Below are 25,365 nucleotides of genomic sequence, written 5' to 3' on the forward strand. Positions count from 1 at the left end.
CGGGGCGGCGCTTCGGTCCGGCTATCCGAGGTCGGTCTCCGGGAGCACCTGCTGCCCCCCGTCTTCCTCGGCGCGCTCGGATTCCGACTGCTGGGGAGTGTCGCTCTCCTGAGTGGTCTCGACGTCCTCTTCGGCCTTGTCCGCGCTGTCACGGATCACTTCTGGATTCTGGTCTTCCATCGGATTCCCTTTCTCTCGGTGCGGATCGGTGCGCCTGCCGGCGCGGATCCTGACCGGCTGCATCAGCGGAGTCTGGCCGCCGCCTCGTGCGGCGGCCTCATGAGCCGGTGATGGGGGAGTTTAGGGGGACTCCGGCATTGCTTCAAGGCCGTCGCGAAGACGACCCCGACGCCCCAGGTTAGAAGTGGAGCTTCGATGCCGAGGCCTTTCGATCACCGAGAGGAGATGTGATGACCGCAGGACGAGAACTTCGGGACGCAGCGCAGGCGCCTGGGCCGTGGACGACGGTGTACACCGACGGAACCAGCGATGAGCCCCAGGTCGTAGCAGAGGCCCGCGAGGAGCGGACGCTGCGCGGAGTGGCGACCGCCGGCGCGCCCGACGCAGATGTGGAGGCGATCCGCGAAGTGCTTCGCGACCGCACCGGAGCGGTCGACCCGACGACGCTGTTTCTCCTCGCGCGCGACGGGAGCATCGTGATCCGCGAAGCGTTCGCGGGGCCCCGCCGCGGCCCGGAGGTTTTCGCGCACGGGAGCCTTCCCCTGCTCGTCCCGCTCATCCGGCACCGAGGCACGATGCTTCGCTATCTCGTCGTGGAGACCGCTCGCGACGGAGCCGATGTGCGCCTCGAGACCGCCGGGCAGCGCGGCGTCGAATCGGCTGAGAGCGTTGAGGGGCGCACCGATTCCCTCCCGAAGGTGCAGGCAGGTGGATGGTCTCAGCCGCGTTGGCAACGCCACTCGGAGGAGATCTGGAAGCACACCCAGTCAGAAGTGGCGGAGGTCGTCGAGCGATTGACGCGGCAGGCGTCGCCGGCATTCATCGCGCTCTCCGGCGACGTGCGGGCGCGTCAGCTGCTGCGCGATCAGCTGTCACCCGACAGTTCGGCGCTCGTCGTCGAAGTCGACGCGAACACCCGAGCAGACGGCGCGGATGATGCGGCGTTGACGGAGGCGATCGAGACCGCGCTCGATCGCGTCATCGCGGAGGAGACGGCGGGAGCGATCGACGCATCCCACGCCGAAGGCGGGCGCCTCCGAGCGGAAGGCGTGGAAGCGGTCGTCGCCGCGCTGCAGCAGGCTCAGGTCGCGCAGCTCTTCCTCGACGCGCGTCTGATCCCGGGTCCGACCGAGGATTCGGCCGCGACGCTCTGCGTCTTGGATGCGGAGCCGTGGGTCGCCTCCGAGAGCGGTGCGTTCGCGGCGGCGCACGAGATCGCGCGAGTGCCTGTCGCCGAAGCGCTCGCGCGGGCCGCGGTGCTCACCGATGCCCAGATTCGGATCATCGAAGACGAACCCGAGGCCGATGACGCGGCCAGGGAAGCCCGCGAGCCGCGCCCGCCGTTCGCGCTGCTGCGCTGGTAGGGCTGCGCCGCGGTGGGACGAGCACGTCGAATACGGAGGGAACGGTAATGGGACAGTCAGAGGAAGAACGCGGCACCGTCGCAGACGCGATCGTCGAGCGCTTGTCGGCCTGGGGAGTCGAGCGACTGTACGGCTACTCGGGCGACGGGAACAACCCGCTCCTCGGAGCGCTCGATCGGAGTGACGGAGCGCCGCGGTTCATCCAAGCCCGGCACGAGGAGAGCGCGGCATTCATGGCCGTCGGCGACGCCAAATACTCCGGCGGAGTCGGAGTGGTCACGTCGACGCAGGGCCCCGGGGCGATCCACTTGCTCAACGGGCTCTACGACGCGAAGCTCGACAGCGTTCCCGTCGTCGCCCTGGTCGCGCAGCAGCACCGCAGCGTGCTCGGATCGGATTACCAGCAGGAGGTGGACCTCCAAACCCTCTTCCACGATGTCGCCGCGCCGTTCGTGCAGCTCGTGAGCTCTCCCGAGCAGATCTACCTCGCGATCGACCGCGCTTTCCGGTCGGCGCGGGCCCGATCGCAGCCGACCGTGGTGATCCTTCCCCACGACGTGCAGGAGGCCCCCGCCCCCGACCTCGGACAGGAGCACGGCCACCTGGTGACCGCGCCGCTCTCCACGCGAGGAACGCCGCGCCCGCTCGCGGCGGATCTGGATGCCGCCGTGAACGTGCTCGAAGCGGGGGAGCGCATCACGATCCTCGCCGGGCGGGGAGTCGCGCATGCGCAGTCGGAGCTGCTCCGCCTCGCAGATCACCTCGGAGCGGCCGTCACCACGAGTCTGCTCGGGAAGCCGTACGTCGACGAGTCGCACCCGCTCGTGGCCGGAACGATGGGGCACCTCGGCTCCGACGCGTCGGCCTTCGCACTGCAGCACTGCGACACCCTGGTGATCGTCGGCTCGAATGACCCGTGGACGGAGTTCTACCCCGCCCCCGGCAGCGCTCGGGCGGTGCAGATCGACGTCGACGCAGCCGTGCTCGGCAACCGATACCCGGTCGAAGTGGGTCTCGTCGGCGATGCCGGCGAAACCCTCGAGGTGCTGCTTGCTCGAGTGAGGCCGCGCGACCGGACGCCGTGGCGCGACGAGGTCGAAGGCAGCGTGACGCAGTGGCGCGAGACGGCGCGACTGCGCTCCGAGGTGCCGGCTCCTCCCATCAACCCGGAGCTCGCGGTGCGGGAGTTCGGGTCGCGCCTCGCGCCGCCGATGCGCCTGGCCTGCGACGTCGGCAGCTGCGTCTACCACTACGCGCGGCAGATCCCGCTCTCGGGCGAGGTGCCGGCGCACCTGTCGAGCACGCTGGCCAGCATGGGCTGCGGCGTACCGTACGGCGTCGCTGCGAAGGAAGCCGACTCCAGTCGGCCTGCCGCCGTACTGGCCGGCGACGGCGCGATGCAGATGCTCGGAAACGCTGAGCTGATCACCGTCGCGCAGCGATGGCAGAGCTGGGAGAACCCGCAGTTCATCGTGCTGGTGCTCAACAACCGAGATCTCGCAGAGGTGAGCTGGGAGCAACGCGAGATGGGGGCGCAGCCGCGCTTCGTTCCGTCCCAGGAGCTGCCCGAGTTCGCCTACGCCGAGTACGCGAAGCTGCTCGGGCTGGAGGGGATCCGAGTGGAAGCCCCCGAGCAGCTCGGATCTGCGCTGGACGAGGCGTTTCAGGCGCAGCGCCCGGTCGTCATCGAAGCGGCAGTGTCCCAGCACGTTCCGCTCCTGCCGCCGTTCCCGGGGGCGGAGGAGAAGCTGTCGTCGGTTCGGGCCGGCCTCGATGCCGAAGGCGCTCGCGGCACCGAGGCGCTTCGTCTCCTCGAAGCGTACGAGCACATTGCCGCAGCCGCTGAGCAGTGAGGCCCGCGCTGGCCACAGCGCACAGCCCGCTTGCGGCAGAGACCACCGAGAACTCCCCACCAAACACTGATCCAAGTACCGAAGGGATGCGCGTGCATCAGAGCGACACGAACGCAGCCGCCGAGAGCGAACTGCACATCACGAATCCGGCAGACGGCACGAGCGTCGGCAGTATCGCCAAGACCGGGGAGGCTGAGATCCGCGAGACCATTCAGCGTGCGCGGGAGGCGTTTCCCGCATGGCGGGGAACCTCAGCGGGCGAGCGAGGACAGGCGCTTCGCGCAGCCGGTCGCGCGCTGGCAGAACGTGAGGCGGAGGTCGCCGAGCTCCACCGCCGAGAGACGGGGAAGGATCTCGAAGGCGCGCTCGGCGGAGTGCGGGCAGCTGTGGACACCTTGCTGCAGTACTCCGAACTGGCACCCGTGCACCGGGGGAAGAGCCTCTTGGGCTCTGGCACGTCGCTCGACATGATGCGCCCAGAGCCCCGCGGGGTCGCGGCGATCGTGACGCCGTGGAACGACCCGGTCGCGGTGAGCGCCGGTCTGCTCGGAGCCGCGCTCGCGATGGGGAACACCGTCGTCCACAAGCCGAGCGAGCGCTGCCCGCACCTGGGAGTGCTGCTGGGTGAGATTCTCGCCGAGCACTTCCCGCACGGCGTGCTCTCGACCGTCACCGGCGGCGCCCGAGAGGGCGAGGTGCTCGTCGGCTCTGCAGACGTGGACCTCGTCGCTCACGTGGGATCCACGCATGCCGGTGAGCGGATCGCGCGGAGCGTCGCGCTCACCGGAGCCCACCTGGTGCGTGAGAACGGCGGAAACGACGCCTTGATCGTCGATTCCGGCGTTCCCGTGCAGTGGGCTGCCGAGCAGGCGGCGATCGGGGCGTTCACCAACGCCGGACAGATCTGCACCTCTGTCGAACGCATCTTCGTCCATCGCGACATCGCGGCCGACTTCATCGATGCGCTCGCCGCCGAGGCGCAGCGATGGGACGCCGAAGAGCGTGTTCCTCCGCTCGTCGACGATCGGATGCGGGACGAGGTGCATGAGCAGGTGCGCTCGGCGATGGATCGCGGGGCGCGAGCGCGCGTCGGCGGTGTGGTGCCGGAGGGGCCGGGGAGTCGGTATCCCGCCACGGTGCTCGAAGCGTGCGCACCCGAGATGGCCGTGATGCGGGAGGAGACGTTCGGCCCCGTCGCTCCGGTCATGGTCGTCGATGATTTCGCGGAGGCGCTCGAGCGTGCCGCAGCAGACGAGTACGGTCTCTCGGCATCGGTGCTGACGCCGAGTCTGGCTCACGCGCACGCCGCGATCGATCGCTTGGCGGTGGGTACCGTGAAGATCAACAACGTCTTCGGCGGCGCACCCGGAGGGGCCGCCCAGCCTCGCGGCCGCAGCGGTGCCGGGTTCGGGTACGGGCCGGAACTGCTGGACGAGATGTCGACGGTGAAGGTCGTGCATCTCGAATCAGTGCCCGAGTAGCCGGGTGCGGGCAGCCGCTCGAAGGAGGGCCTCACGCGCAGGTGGTGCGCGGAACTCGCGTTCCGCGCACCACCTGCGTACTCCCGAGAATCAGTTCTTGAAGGCGTCCTTCGCCTTTTCGGCGGCCTGCTTCATGTCGGCCTTCGCCTGATCGGCGCGCCCTTCAGCTTCGAGCTTCTCGTTGCCCGTCGCCTTGCCGGCGGCTTCCTTCGCCTTGCCGCCGAGGTCTTCAGCTGCGTTCTTGATCTTGTCGTCGAGTCCCATGATGATCCCCTTTCGTCGGTTGGTTCGAGCCGAAGCCCGCGTGCGATGGCACCACCGCGTTCCAACACTCACTTTGTAACACAGTTTCTTTCTCATTTGCTGAGTGGCGTCGATCTCGTGACCGGCGCCTGTTGCCGAGAAGCCTGGCAAGCATGCTCATAGATCAGATCTATGCTGATTGGAGCAGGTGTGATGGGAGGAACCGTGATGGACAGTAGTGACGCATCGTTGACCGAGAGCGCTCCAGGGGAGACGGGTTACCGGCCTACGGGTCGCCGGGAGACGAAGCCGCCCGCAGCGACTCGGGTGCATCTCGACCCGGGCGCACGCGTGCCGAGTGCGACCTCTGCGACGAAGGACGGGCCAGAGCACACCACCGTGCCGTTCGCCTATGACGCGATCCTGCTCTCGGGATTTGGCGGGCCGGAGGGTCAGGACGACGTGCTGCCCTTCCTGCGCAACGTCACACGCGGCCGCGGAATCCCGGATGAGCGTCTGGAAGAGGTGGCGCACCATTACCGGCACTTCGGCGGCGTGAGCCCGATCAACGATCACAACCGGGAGTTGCTCACGGAGCTGCGCTCGGCACTGAGCGTCGCGGGTATCGACCTGCCCGTGTACTGGGGCAACCGCAACTGGGCGCCGTATCTCGATGAGGCGCTCGCAGCAGCCGCCGCGGACGGTGTGCGCACGATGCTGGCGATCCCGACGAGCGCGTACTCCTCGTACTCGTCGTGCCGTCAGTACCGGGAGGACTGGGCGGATGCGCTCGAGAGTGCTGGCCTGCAGGAGACGCTCCGCATCGACAAGGTGCGGCAGTTCTTCTCCCATCCGGGCTTTCTGCAGCCGTTCATCGAGGGCGTGCGAGCGGGTGTCGAGCAGGCGCTCGCCGCAGGGAACCGCGGGGATCAGGTCGAGATCATGTTCGCGACGCACAGCATTCCGACCGCTGACGCCGAGCTGTCCGGCGCCGGTCTCTTCCCTGACTCTGATGGCGGAGGGTACGCCGCGCAGCACCTGGCCGCAGCCGCCGAGATCATCGCTCAGGCCGCCCCGGAGTTCTCGTGGCAGTTGGTGTATCAGTCCCGTTCCGGCCCGCCGTCGCAGCCGTGGCTCGAGCCCGACATCAACGACGCGATCACTGCACTCGAGGGCCGCACGGCTGTGGTCATCGTGCCGCTCGGGTTTGTCAGCGATCACATGGAGGTGATGTGGGATCTCGACGAGGAGGCGACGGAGACGGCGACCGAGCGCGGGCTCTGGGTCACGCGCGTGCCCACTCCGGGGGTGCACGCCGCGTTCGTCGAAGCCCTCGTCGATCTGGTGCAGGAGCGCATCGAGGGGCGGCCGGTCGAGGAGCGTGCGAACGCCACGTCGATCGGTCCGTGGTTCGACGTCTGCCGCCCGGGGTGCTGCGAGAACCCGCGGCTCGGCTTCAAGCCGGCGATCGCAGGGTTGCAGCCCTAAGCGCGGTGATCTGAGCCGCCGTTGCGCTCGCGTGTTCGCGGATGCAGCGGCGGCTCGACACTCGCGGGAGAGCGTGGCCCCTCGCGAAAATTGGATTTGGTTTAAGAAAGAATTAAAGTCAACTTCTTACCTTTCGCGGCGCGCCGCGTGACCGAACTGTGATCTCCTGGCACGCTACCGGTGGAGTCGGTGACGGCGACTTTGATCCGCGGACCCCTCGAACGGGTGCGCGGCGACCGATCAATGGCGCACCGGCTCAGCCTCAGTGAGCCGTGCGCCCGAGGGGAGACCAGCGTTGCAGTACCCGATGAGCCCGAGCGAACTGGCTGATGAACTCGGCCACACCCCAGGAGTGCATCCCGGGCATCGCGTGCGCAAGTTTCTGCGCCTTCGCTACCCCGATCATCCGAGCCACCAGCCCTGGGTGCTCGATGAGCAGATGGCTGATGCCGTGCGGGCGCACTTCGAGGTGCGCAGTCACTTCGACCGCCGGGCGGGTCGGCGACCGCGGCTCCTCGATCGGTAGCTCGGGCCGGACACCCCCGGCCTCAGCGGTCACGCGACGTCGTTCAGTGCGGCGGTGAGTTCGCCGAGCACGCGAATCGTGGTATCCACGTCCTTCTGCGGAATGCCGTTCGCGGCGGCGATCAGTGCGGCATGATGCTCTTCGAACGCGGCATCGACCTCATTGATCGCGACCCCGGTCGGCTTCAAGAACCGCGCGCGCCGGTCGGTCGGGTGCGGATCACGCGTGACCAGCGACTTCTTCACGAGGCGGTCGATGACGTTGGTCACATTCGCGCTCGACGTCTTGAGCATGGTGATCAGATCCTTCGGGCTGATCGGCTGCCCGCTGCGGTCGGCCTGCACGATGTATCGCAGCGCGCGCAGGTCCTGACTGTGCAATCCCGACTGATCGAGCGACCGGGCCTCCTGGCGCTGCTGGGCGCCTCGCAACTGCTGCATCGCGGTGATGAGCGCGCGCGCGGAGTCCGTGATGGGCTCCGTGGAGTACAGATGCTCCTCTTCGCTGCTGATGATGCTCTTCACGACACTTCCTTCACGCGCGTATTCTTGGTCCCCTGACCATTTTAAGTCAGGTTTTAGTACAGAATACGACTATTCCAGTGCCTACGAGCTTCCGGTCGCCTGCGACAGCGGCTTTCCGACTGGTCAGCGAGCGGATCGAACTTTGAACCAGAATGTGAGCTCGCGCGCCGCGCGAGCGGTGATCACGTCATCTGCGCCCTGCTCGAGGTCCGTGAACGTATCGCGGAACCCCGTGGGAACGGGTGTCTCGGTCGTGCGCATGCGCTGATACCCCATGGTCCAACTGGAGAACTGCCGCTCCGAGATGCGCTCGTCGATGAGAATGCGCACGTCCGTGTGACGCGGGTCGGCCTCGATATCGGCCATGAGTTCCGCGACGTGCTCCTCGGAGCCTTCGAGGAACTGGATGAAGCTGCCACCGCGGTACGAGAGCATGCCAGTCACACCCAGTGCCTCGTTGCGCGCACGCGCCTGCAGCAGCAGGGCGTCGAGTTCGGCATCGCTGAAGGGGGCGACGGCGACGCTCGAATAGACGAGCGACTTGAGCGTCTCGGTGCGCGTTTCGGTGGATGCGATGTTGGTCTGCATATCAGGCGACTCCTGTCTGTTCGAGAGCGGCGAGCGATGCGTCGCTCAGCGCGGCCATCGCGCTGTCGAGCTCCGAGTACTGCCCGACCGGACGAGAGAACTGGTTGCAGACCACGTACTTGCCGGATTCCTCGATATCGATGAAGCCGAGGAACTCGCCGTCCCTGCTCCCGACGAAGAAATCGTCTTCGATTCTCGCCCACGTGATCGCTCCCGCGAGGCTGCTCGTACTGACGTTCATTGCGTACCTTTCAAAAAAGCCATCGACACAAAGTCGCACAGAACGCGATGGGCCACAGCGAGGGGGCGACGCGAGTCGCCCGCAGTAATCTTATCGCGCGCGTACCACGGCCGACAGGATGGGTCGCGCCATGCCCCCGTGTCGGCCGCGATGTGGGAGGCATGGCGCTTGTCACGCGGGCCTGAGCGCGATACCGTCGCACGCGAGCAGGAACGTACTGCCACGGCGACCAAGTGACCTCGGGCCGCGGTGCGATGACGATCTCGGGGGGAAACGACGAACACGAACGCGCCGCCAGCCACAGCGCCTCGCGCGTCGACGAGCGCCCCGGCCGAGCGCCGCTTCAGCACCGTGCGGCGCCTGGCCTGGTGGGCCGCGGATTATGTCTACGCGGTGCGCCGGCAGGCTCGCGCGCTCTGGGATCGCTCGGGTCCGCGCGATTTCCTGAACGGCTCGGAATCGCCGGTCGTCGTGATTCCCGGCGTGTACGAGCCCTGGCGGTTCATGCTGCCGCTGATCCGACGGCTGCATCGCGACGGGCACCCCGTGCACGTGCTCGACCCGTTGCGCAACAACCGTGTTCCGGTCGCCGAGGGGGCGCGAATCGTGGACGAGTATCTCGCCGCGGCCGGTCTGGCCGACGTCGTGCTCCTGGCGCACAGCAAGGGCGGGCTCATCGGCAAGCATGTGATGGCGTTCGGGCGGCACGCCGACCGGGTTCGGTCCATGGTGGCCGTCGCCGCTCCGTTCGGCGGATCCCGGTACGCGCGATACCTGCTCAGCCGCACCCTGCGTGCGTTCTCCCCTGTCGACCCGACCATCGTGCTCCTCGCCGAGGCTCCTGAGGTGAATGCGCGCATCGTCTCGGTGTACGCCCGGTTCGACCCCCACATTCCCGAGGGCAGTGAACTCGCGGGAGCGCGCAACGTGCCGATCGACACGGGAGGGCACTTTCGCGTCCTCGACAATGTCAAGACCATCGCGGTCGTGCGGGAAGTCGCGGATCATGGGATGGAGCGCGAGACGGGTACCGTCTCGGCCGATGATGTGGGGGAGCGGATGAAGAGCAGCGCAGATCGTTCAGGGGGCGAAGAGGGCCTCAGCGCCCCGACCGGGCAGGAAGAAGTGCTTCGTGCGATCCCTCGCCCCGATGGGGAGATGCCGCGAGTGCTCGTGCTCGGAGCGACCGGGTATCTCGGCGGGCGGCTCATGCCGCGTCTGCTGAATGCGGGATATCGCGTGCGCACGCTCTCTCGCTCGGAAGAGCGCATCCGCGCCTACCCGTGGTCGGAGGAGACGGAGATCGAGGTCGGCGACGCGGGCGACGCCGAGGCGATGGCCAGGGCGGTGCGCGACGTCGACATCATCGTGTACCTGGTGCACTCGATGTCGAGTGGGGCGGAGTTCGCCGAGAAGGATCGCGAGATCGCCGAGAACGTCGCCGCACGGGCGCGCGAGGCCGAGGTTTCGCGCATCGTCTACCTCGGGGGCCTGCACCCCGAGGGGGTGCGGCTCTCTCCCCATCTCGCGTCTCGCACAGAGGTGGGAGAGATTCTGCTCGCCTCGGGAGTGCCGACGCTCGAACTGCAAGCCGGGGTCGTGATCGGATCGGGATCCGCATCGTTCGAGATGGTGCGCCATCTCACGGAGGTGCTCCCGTACATGCCGGCCCCGAAATGGGTGCGCAACTTCATCCAGCCGATCGCGGTGCGGGATGTGCTGCACTACCTGCTCGCCGCGGCACGGGTGGAGCACAACGTCAATCGAGCGCTCGACATCGGCGGGCCAGACGTGCTCAGGTACGGGCAGATGATGAACGGGTATGCCGTCGAGGCGGGTCTGCCGCAGCGAGGAATCGCATCCCTGCCGGTGCTGACCCCCCGGCTCGCCTCGCACTGGGTGGGGTTGGTGACGCCGGTGCCGACGTCGATCGCCCGGCCGCTCGTCGAGTCGTTGCAGCATCGCTGCGTCATGCAGAACCACGACGTCGATGCGATCCTGCCGCAACCGGAGCACGGCCTGACTCCCTATCGCGAAGCCGTGCGGCTCGCGCTCGGCCGGATCGAAGTCGACGGGGTCGAGACGAGCTGGGTCGACGCTCGCGTCGCTGCACCGAGCGAGCCTTTGCCGAGCGACCCCGAGTGGGCGGGGCGCACCGTCTTCACCGATCAGCGCGAGCGCGAGTCGACGGCGTCCCCCGATGCGGTGTGGTCGGTGATCACGCAGATCGGCGGTGAGACCGGCTGGTACTCGTCACCGCGGCTCTGGGCGCTGCGCGGCTGGTACGACCGCATCACCGGGGGTGTGGGGCTCCAGCGCGGGCGGCGCTCGCGCACCCGGCTGGTCGTCGGCGACGCCGTCGATGTGTGGCGCGTCGAGTCGATCGAGCCCGGCCGTCTGCTGCGACTCCGTGCAGAGATGCGGGTTCCCGGGCTGGCGTGGCTCGAACTGTCCGTCGAGCCGACGGGCCGCGGTTCCGTGTATCGGCAACGCGCGGTGTTCTTCCCGCGCGGACTCGCGGGCCGGCTGTACTGGCTCGCAATGCTGCCCTTCCATGGATTGATCTTCAGCGGCATGGTGGCGCGCATCGTCGGTCTGGCGGAGGAGGAGCGCAGTCGTGGCGCTGATAGCTGAGACGACCTTTTGATTCAGCAATTAGACTGCATATAACTTGTGTAATATGCTGAGTATCGAAATGGAGTGGCGCCTGCTGGAGGGGTGACGATGCCGCAGAACATCATCTTGAACGAATCGGAGCACCTGTACGCGCCCGAGCCCGCCTCGGAAGCCGGACGGGCGCTCTCGGCCGCGCTGCTGCGGATGCGCCGGGCGGAGCAGCGCCAAGAAGCCAGCGCGCTCGGGCTCTCGGGTCTCTCCGATCTCGACCTGCGTGCGCTCCGATACCTCGTGCAGGCGACGAGGGACGAGCGAAACCTCGGGCCGAAAGACCTCATCGGCATGCTCGGCACGTCGAGCGCGAACGTGACCAACGTGGTCGATCGACTCGTGAAGCGGCACCTCGTCGCGCGGGTCGAGCACCCCAGCGATCGTCGTGCCCACTACCTGCGGCCCACCGCGACGGCGATCTCCAACGTCGAGGCGATCTTCATGCGTCACCACGCCGCGCTCGTCTCCGAGATCGAGGAGATCGACGACGCGGATGCCGGCACGGCGGCGCGGGTGCTCGAACGATTGACCCGAGCGCTCGACGAACTCGACTGACCTCTCTACCCTTCCATCACCGTGGTCTCGCATTCGCCTTCCATCGATGCGGAAACCGAAGGAGCAGCGCATGCACATTCCACCCGAGTCGAACGGCGCCGGAGCCTTCTGGCGAGGATGGCTCGCTCGCTTCCAGGCGAAGAGCGCTGAACCCAGGCGGCTCACCGTCGACGATGTCCACGTCGTCGATCGCCCCATGCTCAAGCGCGCGATCGCCGGGACGGTCGTCGGCAACCTCATGGAGTGGTACGACATCGGGATCTACGGGTACCTCGCGGTCATCATCGGTCGCGTGTTCCTCCCCGACGCCTCGGGAGGGGCGCAGGCGCTCTTCTCCCTCGGCGTCTTCGCCGTCACCTTCGTCGCCCGCCCGCTCGGCGGCGTCGTGCTCGGCCAGCTCGGCGACCGGATGGGGCGGCAGAAGGTGCTGGCGTTCACGCTCATCATGATGGCGGCCGCGACCTTCCTCATCGGCGTCCTGCCCGATTACTCGGTCATCGGCGTCTTCGCCCCCATCCTCCTCATCGTGCTGAAGCTCGCGCAGGGATTCTCGACCGGCGGCGAATACGCCGGGGCCACGACCTTCATCACCGAGTACGCACCCGATCGGACGCGCGGCTTCTACGCCTCGCTGCTCGACATGGGTTCGTACCTGGGCTTCGCGATCGGCGCCGCGTTCGTCTCCATCCTGCAGCTGACCGTCTCGGCAGAGGCCATGGAAGGCTTCGCCTGGCGCATCCCGTTCCTCGTGGCGCTGCCGCTCGGCCTGATCGCGATCTACTTCCGCCTCAAGATCGAAGACACGCCAGCGTTCAAGGAGGCGCGCGACGCGGCGGAGCGCGCCACGGAATCCGCCGAGGCATCGCCGGAAGCCCCGAAGAGCGTGCTCGCGCTGGTCCGCGCGTACTGGCGCGAGCTGCTCACCGCGTTCGTGCTCGTCGCCGCCGCGAACACCGTCGGGTACGCGCTCACGTCGTACATGCCGACCTACCTCACCCAGACCCTCGGCTACGACGAAGTGCACGGCAATCTCCTGACGCTGCCCGTGCTCGTGGGAATGGCGCTGTGCATCCCGCTCACCGGCAGGCTCTCCGACCGGATCGGTCGGCGCAAGGTGCTCTTCATCGGCTCGAGCACCGCGATCGTCCTCGCCGTTCCGGCCTTCCTCTTCATGATGCACGGCGAGACGTGGTCGACGCTTCTCGGGCTCGCCCTGCTCGCCGTGCCCGTGACCTTCTACGTCGCCAATCTTGCGTCTTCGCTGCCCGCGCTCTTCCCGACCTCATCGCGATACGGCGGAATGGGCATCTCGTACAACCTCTCCGTCGCACTCTTCGCGGGGACCGCGCCGGTGATCATGGAATCGCTCGTGCAGCTCAGCGGGTCGGCGCTCGCACCGGCGTTCTACGTGATCGGCACCTCGATCGCGGGCTTCGTCGCCGTCGCTCTGCTGAAGGAATCCGCACGGCGCCCGCTTCCCGGCGCCATGCCCAGCGTCGGCACCGATGCAGAAGCGGCTGCACTCGTGGAAGGACAGGACACGAACCCGGATCTCGACCTCGACGAGTTGTTCCCGGAGAGAACCTCGGACCAGGCGTAGCGATCCGGCCGCACGCGATCCCGCTTCGAAACCATGAACGCAACCAGCGGACCAGAGCGCACCCCAGACGGTCGGTACATCATCGTCGGCGGACGCCGATGGCGAGCCATGGACCCGGCACTGCCCGAACGCCTCACAGCGCCGCTGAAGTCGGAATTGGGCAGCGCGCGCTCACGCATTCGCACCGCCCCCGACGACGCAGGGCGCGCGGCCCTCAGGGACCGCGTGCAGCTCGCCAAGGAGGGACTCGGAGAACGCGGCACCGCATGGTGGGAGATGGACGAGGGCGACCGCGTCTCGCGAGCGGAGGATCGGCTGCGACGCCTGCGGGAGGACTGACGACGGGAGCATGACGGCGGAACGGGGGCTAGCACGTCCGTCCACGGTGACCAAGGGGGTGTCTGCGACCGCCCCCGCCCGGGCATGCTCATCCTGTGCCGAATGGTGAGCGAACCGAGACCTCGCGCGTGGCGGTCGTGCTGCGCCGCGGGCTGAACACCGCGCGACCGATCTTCACGCGCTTTCGCCTCCTCCTCGCGCTCAAAGCCGCGATCGGTGTGACAGCCGCCTGGCTGATCGGGCGGCTGCTCCCGGGCGAACTGAACGAGTACGCGTACTACGCCCCGCTGGGCGCGCTGCTCGGGGTGGCGCCGACCATCGTGAGCTCGGTGCGCACGAGCGTCGAGCTCATCACCGGCATCGTCATCGGGTTGGGCATCGGATGGGTGCTCGTCGCGACCGGCAGTCCCTGGTACGTGCGCGCGCCCGTCGCCGCCGGCCTCGGCATGCTCATCGCGGGCGTGCGCAAGCTGGGCGAGGGCCGATCGTACGTCGCTATCGCCGCGGTGTTCGTCGTGATCATCGGCGCGGGCGACCCCGACTCCTACGTCGCGGGGTACGTCGCGCAGTTCGGGATCGGCTTGTTCGTCGGCACCGTCGTCAATCTCGTGTTCATCCCGCCGCTCATGTACGGATACGCCCGATCGCGCATCGCCGACTTGAAGAGCGATTTCGCCGCCGCAGCGGAAGATCTCGCAACGGTGCTCACGACGGCGTGGCCGCCGGATCGCGCCGACTGGCTCGACGACGCCCGCCGTCGTCAGCGCTCCGTCGACGACGCGGAGGAGATGGTGCGGGAGGCGAAGGAGAGCGGTCGCGGTAATCCGCGCAACATCTGGCGGCGGTTCGACGCGTCGAGCGATGACGCCGATATCGAGGCGCTGCGCTACGTCGGGCTCAGGCTCGCCGATATCTCAGACGCGCTCGGGGGTGCGATCTGGCATCAGCCCGTGGCTGTGACGATTCCCGACGAGGCGATCGATTCGCTCGGTCGAGCGCTGAGCGCACTCGCGGAGTACATCCGCGCGTGGAACACGTCGGTGGATGTCGATGAGGCGCGGGAGGCGTACTCCGCCGCAGTGCAGGATGTCGGCGAGGTGTTCGAGCGGGCCGAGACCGAGTCAGGCTTCGGCACCATCGTCTTCGCGCTCCGCAGCATGCTGGGGCGCATCGACGAGCGCATCGAGGAGTCGAGCGCCGCGGCGGAGTGAGGCCGGGCCGCCGATCGGCAGCGCTGCTGTGCCTCCGCGCTTCTGCACCTCCGCGGCAATCCCCACCGCAGCCGGGTCACTTGGGGAGTGTGTTGCGCCAGGTCGACGGGGCGACACCCTCCCCAAGTGACCCGGCTCGGACGGAGCGGGCGGCTCGGGAGAACCGAGCCGAGCCGGCCGGCCTAGGCCTGCGACGCGATTGCGGCGATGCGCACGGACTCGAGCTGCTCGGCCCGGGTCGGCGCGATGTGCACCGTGACGAGTTCGTCGACATCGGCGAACTTCGCGAACGCCTCGAGTTCCTCGTGCACGCGAGTGGGGCCGCCGATGGCGGTGTACTGCATCATGCCGCGGATCTCCCGCCCGGCGGGCGTCTCGATCAGCTGCGACGCCTCGTCGAAGGTGAGCTCTCGTTCACGGCCGCGCGACAGGAAGCGCCGCACACGATCGACCTCGGCCCGTGCGAACAGGGATTCCGCTGCGGTGTCGGTGTCGGCCGCCACCACGTTGATGCCCGCGCTCGCGTAGGGTTCGGGGTGGGCCTCGCTGGGCACGTACTGGGAGCGGTAGTGCTCGATTGCCGCTTTCAGCGCCTGCGGCGCGAAGTGCGATGCGAACGAGTAGGGGAGGCCGTACTGCGCGGCAAGACTCGCGCCGAACAGGCTGGATCCGAGGATCGTCAACGGTACCCGCGTTCCGCGCCCGGGGTATGCGTTCACCGCATTGCGCGGCAGCTCGTCCGAGAGGTACCGCTGCAGCTCCGCGACGTCGCTCGGAAAGCTCTCCGCCGCCTCGTAGGTGCGGCGGAGCGCGCGGAATGTCGCACCGTCCGTTCCGGGGGCGCGACCGAGGCCAAGATGAATGCGCCCGGGGTGGAGCTCGGCGAGTGTGCCGAACTGCTCGGCGATGACGAGCGGGGAGTGATTCGGGAGCATGACGCCGCCCGCGCCGAGGCCGATCGACGCGGTCTGCGACGCGATGTGGGCGATCAGCACGGACGTCGCGCTCGAAGCGATGGACGGCATGTTGTGATGCTCGGCGTACCAGATGCGGCGGTATCCGCTGGCTTCCGCCAGTCGTGCGACGTCGACGGAGTGCCGGAATGCGTCGGCGATCGTACCGTCCGCTTCGACAGTCGCCAGATCCAGAATCGAAAGCGGGGTTGCAGTCATGGTGAGTGCAACCCCGCTCGATCAGCGCCTATTCCTCGGCGGCGGCCTCAGGCGTACGCCGTCAGCTGAACTCAGGCGGGGTCGATGATCGACAGCAGCAGGTGACCGTTCGAGACTGTCTGGCCGACCGGCGCGTCGACGCCCGCGACGACGCCCGAACGGTGCGCGTAGATCGACTGCTCCATCTTCATGGCCTCGAGTACGAGGAGCAGATCGCCCTCTGCGACCTCCTGGCCGTCTGCGACGGTCACCTTCACGACGGTGGCCTGCATCGGCGCAGCGACGCCGTCGCCGGCCGAAGCGGCGATGCCGGCTCCCTTGGCGCGGCGGGGTGCGGGCCCGCGCGTGACCTCCTGGTCGACGAGGGGCAGCAGCGTGGCGGGCATCGTGACCTCGACACGGCGGCCCTCGACCTCGACGGTGACGCTGCGGCGCTTCGCGTCCTGACCGATCGGGGGCACCTCGCCCTCCCAGGGCTCGATGTCGTTCTCGAACTCGCGCTCGATCCAGAGGGTGTAGACACCGAACGTGCCGTCGGGCGCGGTGAACGCGGGATCGCGCACGATCTTGCGGTGGAACGGCAGCACCGTTGGCAGGCCCTGGATCTCGAATTCGTCGAGCGCGCGGCGAGAGCGCTCCAGCGCTTCCTCGCGGGTCGCGCCGGTGACGATCAGCTTGCCCAGCATCGAATCGAAGGCACCGGAGACGACGTCGCCCGACGCGACGCCCGTGTCGATGCGCACGCCCGGCCCGGCGGCCGGCTTGAACAGTGCGACCGGTCCGGGGGCGGGGAGGAATCCGTTCCCGGGATCCTCGCCGTTCAGCCGGTACTCGAAGGAATGACCGCGGGGTTCAGGGTCGGCGTAGTCGATGGTGCCGCCCTCAGCGATGCGGAACTGCTCGCGCACGAGGTCGATCCCGGTGACCTCCTCGGAAACGGGATGCTCGACCTGAAGGCGCGTATTGACCTCGAGGAAGGAGACCGTGCCGTCTTTCGCGACGAGGAACTCGCAGGTGCCCGCGCCGACGTACCCGACCTCCGCGAGGATCGCCTTCGACGCCGCGTAGAGCTGGGCGTTCTGGTCATCGGTGAGGAAGGGGGCGGGCGCCTCTTCGACGAGCTTCTGGTGCCGACGCTGCAGCGAGCAGTCGCGGGTGGAGACGACGACGACGTTGCCGTGCTGATCGGCGAGGCACTGCGTCTCGACGTGGCGCGGCTTCTCGAGGTACTTCTCGACGAAGCACTCGCCGCGACCGAAGGCGGCCACGGCTTCACGGGTCGCCGACTCGAAGAGCTCTGCGACCTCGTCTCGTTCGTATGCGACCTTCAGACCACGGCCGCCTCCGCCGAACGCCGCCTTGATCGCGATCGGGAGACCGACCTCGTCGGCGAAGGCGAGCACCTCGTCGGCGTTCTGCACCGGGTCGCTCGTGCCGGCGGCGAGCGGTGCGCCGACCTTCTCCGCGACGTGGCGTGCCGAGACCTTGTCGCCGAGACGCTCGATCGCGTCGGGGCCCGGCCCGATCCAGGTCATGCCCGCATCCATGACGGCGCGCGCGAAATCGGCGTTCTCTGCGAGGAAGCCGTACCCGGGGTGCACCGCATCGGCGCCGGAACGCCGTGCGATGCCGAGGATCTTCTCGATGACGAGGTACGTCTCGCTGCTCGTGGTGCCGCCCAGCGCGTACGCTTCGTCGGCGAGCTGCGCGTGCATCGCGTCCCGATCTTGATCCGCGTACACCGCCACCGAAGCGATTCCGCTGTCAGCAGCAGCTCGAATGATACGGACGGCGATCTCACCGCGGTTGGCGATGAGCACTTTACGGATGCGCGACATGAGGTACAGCCTATTCGAGGGCCGGGGCGGAGCCTTGGATATATCGCACAAACCTTTTCGTGATTCGTTACCGGAATCAGCCTGTATGCGCGTCAGAAGCACCGCTCGGTACACTTGCACCGTGGTGAATCCAGAGATCGCAGGCCGGGTGTATCCGTCGACCGCTCCCTATCTCGTGGGGCGCGAGAAGGTGCGCGAGTTCGCGCGCGCCGTGTGCAGTGCGTCGCCGCTGCACCATGATGCAGAGGCGGCTCGTGCTGCCGGGTACGCCGATGTCGTCGCACCGCCGACCTTCGCGGTCGTGGTGCAGGAGGCGACGCTCGCCCAGCTCCTCGCCGATGATGCAGCCGGCGTCGACTTCTCGCGCGTCGTCCACGGCGACCAGCGGTTCACCTACACGCGGCCCATCGTCGCCGGAGATGAACTGACGGCGACGTTGACGATCGCCGCCGTGAAGCAGCTCGGCGGTCACTCGATGGTGACTGCATCGAGCGATGTCGTCGATGCTGCGGGTGAGCACGTGGTCACGGCGACCTCGACGCTCGTCGTACGTGCTGCTGAGGAGGAGACCGCATGACCGCGCCTGATTTCGCATCCCTGTCGACCGGCGACGTCGTCGCCGAGCGAGAGTTCGAGCTGACGCGTGATCGCCTGGTCCGCTACGCGGGAGCCTCGGGAGATTTCAACCCGATCCATTACCGCGACGACATCGCAGTCTCGGTCGGACTTCCCGGCGTGCTGGCGCACGGCATGCTGACCATGGGGATCGCGGGTTCGGTCGCGACCGATTGGCTCGGCACGAGCGGTAGCGTGCGCGACTTCCAGTCCCGATTCACTCGTCCTGTGCCCGTGGATGCCGTCGACGGCGCCCGTGTCACGGTGACCGCGACGGTCGGCGCGGTGGACGCCGATGCGCGCACCGCGCGGATCGACCTCCGGGTGACGTTCGACGGGGCGACCGTGCTCGGCAAGGCGCAGCTCGTGGCGGCGTTCGCGTGATGCTTCCCGAGATCGGACCGGAGCCCGCGGGTGATGGCACCCCGTTCTCGGAGCTCACGACGATGCGCGTGGGCGGGCCGGCAGAGCGCGTGCTCGTGGCGCACGCCGTTGATGAGCTCGTCGCCTATGCGCAGGGCCTCTGGGATACGGATGAGCCGTGGATGCTGCTCGGCGGCGGCTCGAATACGGTGATGCATGATGACGGCTTTGCCGGGACCGTGCTGCTCGTGCGCACGAACGGGATCGCACCCGTCGCGGACGACGCGCTCCCCGAAGGCAAGATCCGGTTGCGCGTGCAGGCCGGGCACGACTGGGACCACCTCGTCGCCGCCTGCGTCGACAACGGCTGGTCGGGTGTCGAGGCTCTCTCGGGCATCCCCGGTCTGGCGGGAGCCGCGCCGGTGCAGAACATCGGAGCGTACGGCCAGGAGCTCTCGGACGTGCTCCACTCGATCGAGTTCCTCGACCGCGAGCGCGGGCACGCCCGCCGGATCCCGGCCGACGCGCTCGGCCTGGCCTATCGCGACTCGGCGATCAAGCAGGGGCTCGAAGGCGTCGTTCTGTCGATCGACATCGTGTTGAGCGTGGGGGAGGAATCTCCGGGCCGGCGCGCGCACGCGGCACCAGAGGTGCTCTCCGAGCCCATCGCTTACGAGCAGCTCGCGAGTGCGCTCGGCGTCGAACTCGGCGAACGCGTGCCGATCCGGGATCTGCGCGATTCCGTGCTGCGGCTGCGGGCATCGAAGGGGATGGTGCTCGACGCCGCTGATCACGACACCTGGAGTTGCGGCTCCTTCTTCACCAACCCGATCGTCTCCGAGCATTTCGCGCGCGAGCTGCCGGAGAGCGCTCCGAGGTTTCCGCAGCCGGTGCCCGAGCCCGAAGACGCGATCACGACGTTCGCCGAGCTCGAGGCCGGGCTGCCCGTGCGCGTTCCGCCGCCGCCGCCGGAGCGCATGGTGAAGCTCTCGGCCGCTTGGCTCATCGACCGTGCCGGGGTGCGGCGGGGGTTCCGGCTGCCGGGATCCGGTGCCGCGATATCGTCGAAGCACACCCTCGCGATCACGAATCAGGGCGGGGCGAGTGCGGGCGACGTCGCCGAGCTCGCGCGCTTCGTCGTGCAGCGGGTGCAGCAGGAGTTCGGGGTGATCCTGGCCCCCGAGCCGAACCTGTACGGTCTCGAGCTGTAGGCGGCGATGCGCATTCAGGTCGTCGGCGGTGGCCGCATGGGCCGAGCGATCGATGGCGCCCTGCGAGCGGCCGGAGCCGCGATGCTTCCGATCGGCGGTCGAGGCGCCGACGGGGCGGGTGCAGATCTCGTGCTCCTCGCCGTTCCGGATGCTGCGATCGCCGAAGCGTCGGCGATGATCGCGCCGGGGCCGATCGTCGGCCACTTGTCGGGGATCACGACGCTCGCACCTCTGGTCGGGCATGAAGCCTGCAGCGTGCACCCGTTGCTCTCAGCTGCCGGTGCACGCACGCGATTCGAAGGGGCGTGGGCGGCGATCGACGGATCGACGGAGCGCGCTGTCGACACCGCGGCCGAGGTCGCTCGCCTGCTCGGGTTGCGAGTGTTCCGCGTGCGCGACGAGGATCGCGCGGCGTATCACGCGTCCGCCTCGATCGCGGCGAATTTCCTCGTCGTGCTCGCGGCGACTGCGGAGCGGGTTGCGGCGACGGCCGGCGTTCCGCGGGAAGCGCTGATCCCGCTCGCCGAACGGTCGCTGGCGAACTGGGCGCGACTCGGGCCAGCGGAAGCGCTCACCGGCCCGGTCGTCCGCGGCGATAACGAGACGCTTGCGCTGCAACGCGCGGCGATCGGGGAGCGCGATCCGGCGAGTGTCGCCCTGTACGATGCGATGGTGGACGCGAGCCGGCGACTGCTTGATCAGCCCGCTGCGCCGGCGGAGGAGGCCGAATGAAGATCGTACGCAGCGTGAGCGGAGTGCGTGCAGCGGTGCGACTGGCGCGCACGGACGGAGTCGCCCGTGTCGGGCTCGTTCCGACCATGGGGGCGCTGCACGACGGTCACCTCTCGCTCGTGCGCGCCGCTCAGCACGGCAGCGATCTCGTCGTGATGTCGATCTTCGTCAACCCGAAGCAGTTCACGGAACTCTCCGACCTCGAGCGGTACCCGCGTCAGGAGGCCGCGGACGCGGCACTCGCCGAGGCCGCCGGAGTCGACATCCTCTTCGCGCCGGAGCCGTCCGAGCTGTACCCGGACGGCTTCGCGACGACCGTGCATGTGGGCGGACCGCTGACGCAGACGCTCGAAGCCGCGGGCCGAGGGCCCGAGCACTTCGACGGCGTCGCGACCGTCGTGTCGAAGCTGCTGCTGGCCGTCGACGCCGACTCCGCCTATTTCGGGCAGAAGGACGCTCAGCAGGTGATGGTTGTGCGCCGCATGGTCGCCGATCTGAGCATCCCCACCGAGATCGTCGCGTGCCTGACGGTGCGCGACGCCGACGGCCTGGCGATGTCGAGCCGCAATGTGCGCCTCAGCGCCGAGGAACGAGCGCAGGCCGCAGCGATCCCGCGCGCGCTCGAAGCAGCCGAAACGGCGTTCGCGCTGGGGGAGACTCGGGTCGAGCACGTGCACGCGCGAGTCGTCGCCGTGCTCACCGCCGGCGGCATCGCCCCCGAGTACGTGGCGTTCGTCGACGCCGACTCGTTCGTGCCCGTCGCAGAGATCGCCGGGCCCGTGCTCTGCGCGATCGCGGCACGAGTCGGTGCGGTGAGGCTCATCGACAACACCCTGCTGACCCCGCCCGATGTGATCGAGGAGCACTGACATGCCACAGGTGACGATTCCCGCGCTCGCACAGAAGCGCGCGGCCGGCGAGCCGATCGTGATGGTGACCGCCTACGACTTCCCGGGAGCGCGCGCCGCGGAGCGTGCCGGGGTCGACATGGTGCTCGTCGGCGATTCTGCGGCTCAAGTGGTACTCGGGTACGGCTCGACCGTGCCGGTGACCACCGACGAGATGCTGGTGCTCGCACGAGCGGTGCGTCGCGGCACCGAAACGGCGTTCCTCGTCTGCGACGTTCCATTCGGCTCGACCGAGGTCTCCGACGCGCAGGCCGTCGACACGGCCGTGCGGTTCGTGAAGGAGGCCGGAGCTGACGCTGTCAAGCTCGAGGGCGGCTCTGAGCCGCGCTTGAGTCGGATTCGCGCGATCGTCGCCGCAGGCATCCCCGTGGTCGCCCACCTGGGCCTGACCCCGCAGACGGCGACGGCCCTCGGGGGGCTCCGCGCTCAGGGGCGCACCGAGGCGACCGCGACGCGACTCGTGCGCGAGGCGCGCGGCGTGCAGGAGGCCGGAGCGTTCTGCCTGGTGATCGAGGCGGTGCCGGCGGAGATCACGGCGCTCCTGCGGGAGCATCTGAGCATCCCGATCATCGGCATCGGGGCCGGCGACGCCGACGGCCAGGTGCTCGTGGCGCACGACCTGCTCGGCATCACCGAGGGTCGGGCCGCGAAGTTCGTCAAGCGGTACGCCAGCATCGGCGATGATTCCGCCGCCGCCATCGAGGCGTACGCGGCCGACGTGCGCTCCGGCGCGTTCCCGGCGCCCGAGCACCGTTACGCCGCCACGGACGAAGCGCTCGCCGCGGCGCGCGTCGAACTCGGCGTGTGACGATCAGCCCGCGAGAGAGACCGCGGGCGTCGCGAGTGCGGCGACGCGATCCAGCCCGGCGCGAAGGTCGCGCTTCAAGTCGTCGACCGCTTCGAGACCGATCGAGAGGCGCAGCAGACCCGGAGTGATGCCCAGCCGATCATTGATCTCCTGCGGGAACGTCGCGTGGGTCGAGGACAGCGGATGGATCACCATGGACCGGGTGTCGCCGATGCCCGTCATGCGCGAGAAGACGCGCAGACCGTTGACGAACGCGCGGGCGCCGTCGATGCCGCCGCGCACAGTGACCCCGAAGACGGAGCCGGTGCGGCCGTCGTAGTCTCGCAGCGCGAGCCCGTGCAATGCGTTCGAGGGGAGACCGGCGTAGTCGACCGACTCGACCTCCGGCTGCTGCTCGAGCCACGCGGCGATGGAGAGCGACGAGTCGACGTGCCGCTCCATGCGCAGCGACAGCGTCTCCATGCCCTGGTGGAGCAGGAAGCCGTTGAAGGGCGACAGAGAGGGGCCGATGTCGTTCACGACGGCTTCGCGAACGGCGCGTGCATACGCGCCCGTGCCGAACCGGTCGAGCATGGACCCGAGACCCGGCCGGGGCGCGGCCGTGATGAGCGGGTACGCGCGCCCATCCCGTTCGGCCGCCGCCCAGTCGAAGCGGCCCCCGTCGACCACGGCACCGCCGACGGCGGCGCCGTGCCCGGTGAGGAACTTGGTGGTCGAGTGCACGACGATGTCGGCACCGTGCTCGAACGGGCGGATGAGCGCTGGCGTGCCGACCGTGTTGTCGACGACCACCGGCAGGTTGTAGCGGGCCGCGATCTCTGCGATGCGTCGAAGGTCGGTGACGTCGTTGCGCGGGTTCGGAATCGTCTCCGTGAAGATCGCCTTCGTGGTCGGCCTGATCGCGCGCTCCCATTCCGCGTCGTCATCCGCGTCCCAGACGTAATCGAATTCGATGCCGAACCGTTTGAAACTGCGCCCGAACAGGATGCGCGTGCCGCCGTAGATGGACGCTGTCGAGACGATGTGGTCGCCGTGCTGCGCCAGCGCGAAGAGCGCAGAAGAGATGGCTGCCTGCCCGCTCGAGACGGCCACCGAACCCGTTCCGCCCTCGAGCGACGCGAGGCGCTCCTCGGCGACCGCATTCGTCGGGTTCCCCTGGCGCGAATAGATGGGGTCGATCGATCGTCCGGCGAACCGGTCGACCTGATCGTCGAAGTCGTCGAAGACGTACCCTGCGGACATGGCGATGGGGGGCACGCGAAGACCGGTGTTGCGGTCGGGGTACTCCCCGGCGTGCACCTGCCGCGTGTCGAAGGAGTAGCCCTCCCAATCCGTGACCGGCTGGGCGGTGTCGTTGGCTGATTCACTCATCGGGATTCCTCCAGATCGAGATTGGGCGAGCGGGACTCCGGTGAGGCCCCGCCGTCGAAGGGCGGCAGGATCGACGCGATGCGATCCACCGCCGCATGGATGGTCTGCGGCGCGCACGCCACGTTGATGCGGGCGTAACCGGCCCCACCAGCACCGAAGGCGGCGCCGTCGTTCAGGGCGACGCGAGCGTCGTGCAGGATCCGGCTGTACGGGTTCGAACCCAGCCCGGCCCCCCGCAGATCGAGCCAGACGAGGTACCCCGCTTCGGGGGCGACGAGACGCACGCCGGGGAGGCGCCGTGAGACGAGGTCCGTCAGCAGCGCGACATTCGCCTGGACCTGTGCGATGGCGCGATCGAGCCACTCTCGCCCCGCGGTGAATGCGGCCGCGTTCGCGTGCAACCCCAGAATGCTCACACGCGTGACGGTTTCAGGAGGCAGCCGGCGAAGCAGCTCGTTGGCGGACGCATCGGCGGCGACGAGCACCGCGCACTTCGCGCCCGCGAGATTCCAGCCCTTGCTCGCCGAGAGGGTCGAGACGGAGAGTGCTCCAGCCTCGGCCGCGAGCGGAGCGAACGGGGTGAAGCGCGCGCCGGGGAAGGTCAGCGGGGCATGAATCTCATCGGAGACCACGAACACGTCATGCGCGGCGGCGAGACGAGCGAGCTCAGCCAGGTCCGCCTGCGTATGCACGAGGCCGTGGGGGTTGTGCGGGTTGCAGAGGATGAAGGCGTCGATCCCAGGATCGCTTGCGAAGGCGCGCTCGATCGCCGCGAGGTCGAGACGCACCGGCGGGGCGAGCACGGCCGAGCCGCTCGTGGCGCGGCCTGGGGCATCGGTCCCCGCGCCTGCATCTCCCGTGAGCGGCACCTCGACGACCTCGAACGGCACCTCCTCCAGCATTTCGAAGAACCCGGGGTAGGTGGGCGTCGAGATCGCGAGACGACCACCGGCCGGGCGCCCGACGCGCAGGGCCTCGACGACGGCCGTCGCGACATCGGTGGCGAGATGCACATGCTCGTCCGGAATATGCCAGCCCCAGCGGTCCAGGGCGAATGCGGTGAATGCCGGAGCAAGCGCGCCTGCGCCGTCCACGTACCCCAGATCGGATGCCTGCACGCGTTCGATCATCGCTCGCTGAATCTCGGGCGCGATCGCGAAATCCATCTCGGCGACGAAGAGCGGCAGCACGTCCGGGGCGAAACGCGTCCATTTGAGGCTCGTGCGCTGCTCGCGGAGGAGGCGAGGATCGAGTGCCGCGAAGGGGACGCCTGCAGGATCGGCAGTGGCCTCGGTTGACGGGGGCACCGACGGGTCGACGGCAGTCGGGCTCGGTGCACAGTCTGCGTCGTTCATGCCCCCATCGTCTCGCGGAGCCGCTTCCGGGCGCGAACCGCGAAGTAACGGGCCGTCATCTACCCGCGAGACGTCATGGGTGCTTCCACTGACCTGAAGCCGTGCGGTCGCCCGGTGGAAACACGACAGCGG

Annotated in this window: 25 protein-coding genes; 16 read left to right on the plus strand and 9 right to left on the minus strand. The window is 68.5% G+C overall.

Annotated elements, in window-relative coordinates:
* Positions 1-21 precede the first annotated feature (21 nt).
* Positions 22-180 carry a hypothetical protein gene (locus tag JE033_RS13140; RefSeq protein WP_200332212.1) on the minus strand — a complete coding sequence of 53 codons (159 nt, stop codon included), beginning with the start codon at positions 178-180 and terminating at the stop codon, positions 22-24.
* Positions 181-410: 230 nt separating this feature from the next.
* On the opposite strand from JE033_RS13140, the gene JE033_RS13145 reads away from it, so the two are divergent.
* The 3 genes from JE033_RS13145 (at position 411) to JE033_RS13155 (ending at position 4,878) form a co-directional block, all read left to right on the plus strand.
* Positions 411-1,544, plus strand: coding sequence for a Vms1/Ankzf1 family peptidyl-tRNA hydrolase (locus JE033_RS13145; RefSeq protein ID WP_200332214.1), 1,134 nt, complete (start codon positions 411-413; stop codon positions 1,542-1,544).
* Positions 1,545-1,591: 47 nt separating this feature from the next.
* Positions 1,592-3,397, plus strand: a complete 1,806-nt coding sequence (locus JE033_RS13150) for a thiamine pyrophosphate-requiring protein (protein WP_200332216.1) — start codon at positions 1,592-1,594, stop codon at positions 3,395-3,397.
* An 86-nt stretch (positions 3,398-3,483) separates the two neighbouring features.
* Positions 3,484-4,878: an aldehyde dehydrogenase family protein gene (locus JE033_RS13155; protein WP_200332218.1), complete on the plus strand. Its 1,395-nt coding sequence runs from the start codon at positions 3,484-3,486 to the stop codon at positions 4,876-4,878.
* Positions 4,879-4,968: 90 nt separating this feature from the next.
* On the opposite strand, the gene JE033_RS13160 is transcribed toward JE033_RS13155, so the two are convergent.
* Positions 4,969-5,142, minus strand: coding sequence for a CsbD family protein (locus tag JE033_RS13160; protein ID WP_200332220.1), 174 nt, complete (start codon positions 5,140-5,142; stop codon positions 4,969-4,971).
* Between the two features lie 207 nt (positions 5,143-5,349).
* Here JE033_RS13160 and JE033_RS13165 point away from each other — a divergent pair, with 207 nt between their 5' ends.
* Positions 5,350-6,609, plus strand: coding sequence for a ferrochelatase (locus tag JE033_RS13165; protein ID WP_234037522.1), 1,260 nt, complete (start codon positions 5,350-5,352; stop codon positions 6,607-6,609).
* Positions 6,610-6,916: 307 nt separating this feature from the next.
* Positions 6,917-7,135: a hypothetical protein gene (locus JE033_RS13170; RefSeq protein WP_090152320.1), complete on the plus strand. Its 219-nt coding sequence runs from the start codon at positions 6,917-6,919 to the stop codon at positions 7,133-7,135.
* A gap of 29 nt (positions 7,136-7,164) precedes the next feature.
* Here JE033_RS13170 and JE033_RS13175 read toward each other — a convergent pair whose 3' ends face one another.
* From JE033_RS13175 to JE033_RS13185, 3 genes are all read right to left on the minus strand, one after another.
* Entirely contained in the window at positions 7,165-7,659 is a 495-nt protein-coding gene (locus tag JE033_RS13175) for a MarR family transcriptional regulator (RefSeq protein ID WP_090152316.1), read from the minus strand.
* Between the two features lie 123 nt (positions 7,660-7,782).
* Complete coding sequence (locus JE033_RS13180; RefSeq protein WP_200332222.1) at positions 7,783-8,247, minus strand: BLUF domain-containing protein; 465 nt, start codon at positions 8,245-8,247, stop codon at positions 7,783-7,785.
* A gap of 1 nt (position 8,248) precedes the next feature.
* Positions 8,249-8,488 (minus strand): hypothetical protein, encoded by a 240-nt coding sequence (locus JE033_RS13185; RefSeq protein ID WP_200332224.1) that lies wholly within the window; start codon positions 8,486-8,488, stop codon positions 8,249-8,251.
* A gap of 1,059 nt (positions 8,489-9,547) precedes the next feature.
* Here JE033_RS13185 and JE033_RS13190 point away from each other — a divergent pair.
* The 5 genes from JE033_RS13190 (at position 9,548) to JE033_RS13210 (ending at position 14,860) form a co-directional block, all read left to right on the plus strand.
* Entirely contained in the window at positions 9,548-11,122 is a 1,575-nt protein-coding gene (locus tag JE033_RS13190; protein WP_200332600.1) for an SDR family oxidoreductase, read from the plus strand.
* Between the two features lie 90 nt (positions 11,123-11,212).
* Complete coding sequence (locus JE033_RS13195) at positions 11,213-11,710, plus strand: MarR family winged helix-turn-helix transcriptional regulator (protein WP_090152502.1); 498 nt, start codon at positions 11,213-11,215, stop codon at positions 11,708-11,710.
* A 70-nt stretch (positions 11,711-11,780) separates the two neighbouring features.
* Positions 11,781-13,310 (plus strand): MFS transporter, encoded by a 1,530-nt coding sequence (locus tag JE033_RS13200; protein ID WP_090152308.1) that lies wholly within the window; start codon positions 11,781-11,783, stop codon positions 13,308-13,310.
* 33 nt (positions 13,311-13,343) lie between these two features.
* Positions 13,344-13,649 (plus strand): biopolymer transporter Tol, encoded by a 306-nt coding sequence (locus tag JE033_RS13205; protein WP_200332226.1) that lies wholly within the window; start codon positions 13,344-13,346, stop codon positions 13,647-13,649.
* Positions 13,650-13,744: 95 nt separating this feature from the next.
* Positions 13,745-14,860, plus strand: a complete 1,116-nt coding sequence (locus tag JE033_RS13210) for an FUSC family protein (RefSeq protein ID WP_200332228.1) — start codon at positions 13,745-13,747, stop codon at positions 14,858-14,860.
* Between the two features lie 182 nt (positions 14,861-15,042).
* On the opposite strand, the gene JE033_RS13215 is transcribed toward JE033_RS13210, so the two are convergent.
* Together JE033_RS13215 and JE033_RS13220 are read right to left on the minus strand one after the other, a co-directional pair.
* Positions 15,043-16,032, minus strand: coding sequence for an LLM class flavin-dependent oxidoreductase (locus JE033_RS13215; protein ID WP_200332230.1), 990 nt, complete (start codon positions 16,030-16,032; stop codon positions 15,043-15,045).
* A gap of 71 nt (positions 16,033-16,103) precedes the next feature.
* Positions 16,104-17,870 carry a biotin carboxylase N-terminal domain-containing protein gene (locus tag JE033_RS13220; protein WP_200332232.1) on the minus strand — a complete coding sequence of 589 codons (1,767 nt, stop codon included), beginning with the start codon at positions 17,868-17,870 and terminating at the stop codon, positions 16,104-16,106.
* A 121-nt stretch (positions 17,871-17,991) separates the two neighbouring features.
* Here JE033_RS13220 and JE033_RS13225 point away from each other — a divergent pair, with 121 nt between their 5' ends.
* From JE033_RS13225 to panB, 6 genes are read left to right on the plus strand one after another with little or no spacing between them, the layout of a single operon-like run.
* Positions 17,992-18,447: a MaoC family dehydratase N-terminal domain-containing protein gene (locus JE033_RS13225; protein ID WP_336661816.1), complete on the plus strand. Its 456-nt coding sequence runs from the start codon at positions 17,992-17,994 to the stop codon at positions 18,445-18,447.
* Positions 18,444-18,869 carry a MaoC/PaaZ C-terminal domain-containing protein gene (locus tag JE033_RS13230; RefSeq protein ID WP_200332234.1) on the plus strand — a complete coding sequence of 142 codons (426 nt, stop codon included), beginning with the start codon at positions 18,444-18,446 and terminating at the stop codon, positions 18,867-18,869. The genes JE033_RS13225 and JE033_RS13230 overlap by 4 nt, the downstream gene beginning before the upstream one ends.
* The gene (locus tag JE033_RS13235) at positions 18,869-20,059 is read left to right on the plus strand and encodes a UDP-N-acetylmuramate dehydrogenase (protein ID WP_090152278.1); all 1,191 of its coding nucleotides are present in this window, start codon (positions 18,869-18,871) and stop codon (positions 20,057-20,059) included. Before JE033_RS13230 ends, JE033_RS13235 begins: the two co-directional genes overlap by 1 nt.
* A gap of 6 nt (positions 20,060-20,065) precedes the next feature.
* The gene (locus JE033_RS13240) at positions 20,066-20,791 is read left to right on the plus strand and encodes a DUF2520 domain-containing protein (RefSeq protein ID WP_200332236.1); all 726 of its coding nucleotides are present in this window, start codon (positions 20,066-20,068) and stop codon (positions 20,789-20,791) included.
* A complete protein-coding gene (gene panC / locus JE033_RS13245; protein ID WP_200332238.1) occupies positions 20,788-21,660 on the plus strand; it encodes a pantoate--beta-alanine ligase in 873 nt (290 codons plus the stop codon). Before JE033_RS13240 ends, panC begins: the two co-directional genes overlap by 4 nt.
* A 1-nt stretch (position 21,661) precedes the next feature.
* Complete coding sequence (gene panB, locus JE033_RS13250; RefSeq protein WP_200332240.1) at positions 21,662-22,507, plus strand: 3-methyl-2-oxobutanoate hydroxymethyltransferase; 846 nt, start codon at positions 21,662-21,664, stop codon at positions 22,505-22,507.
* Positions 22,508-22,510: 3 nt separating this feature from the next.
* On the opposite strand, the gene JE033_RS13255 is transcribed toward panB, so the two are convergent.
* On the minus strand, positions 22,511-23,878 hold the full coding sequence (locus JE033_RS13255; protein WP_200332242.1) for an O-acetylhomoserine aminocarboxypropyltransferase/cysteine synthase family protein: 1,368 nt from the start codon (positions 23,876-23,878) through the stop codon (positions 22,511-22,513).
* Positions 23,875-25,233 carry a MalY/PatB family protein gene (locus JE033_RS13260; RefSeq protein WP_200332244.1) on the minus strand — a complete coding sequence of 453 codons (1,359 nt, stop codon included), beginning with the start codon at positions 25,231-25,233 and terminating at the stop codon, positions 23,875-23,877. The genes JE033_RS13255 and JE033_RS13260 overlap by 4 nt, the downstream gene beginning before the upstream one ends.
* Between the last annotated feature and the right edge of the window lie 132 nt (positions 25,234-25,365).

This window comes from Leucobacter sp. L43 (assembly GCF_016597785.1).
In the GTDB taxonomy this organism is placed as follows: Bacteria; Actinomycetota; Actinomycetes; order Actinomycetales; family Microbacteriaceae; genus Leucobacter; species Leucobacter alluvii.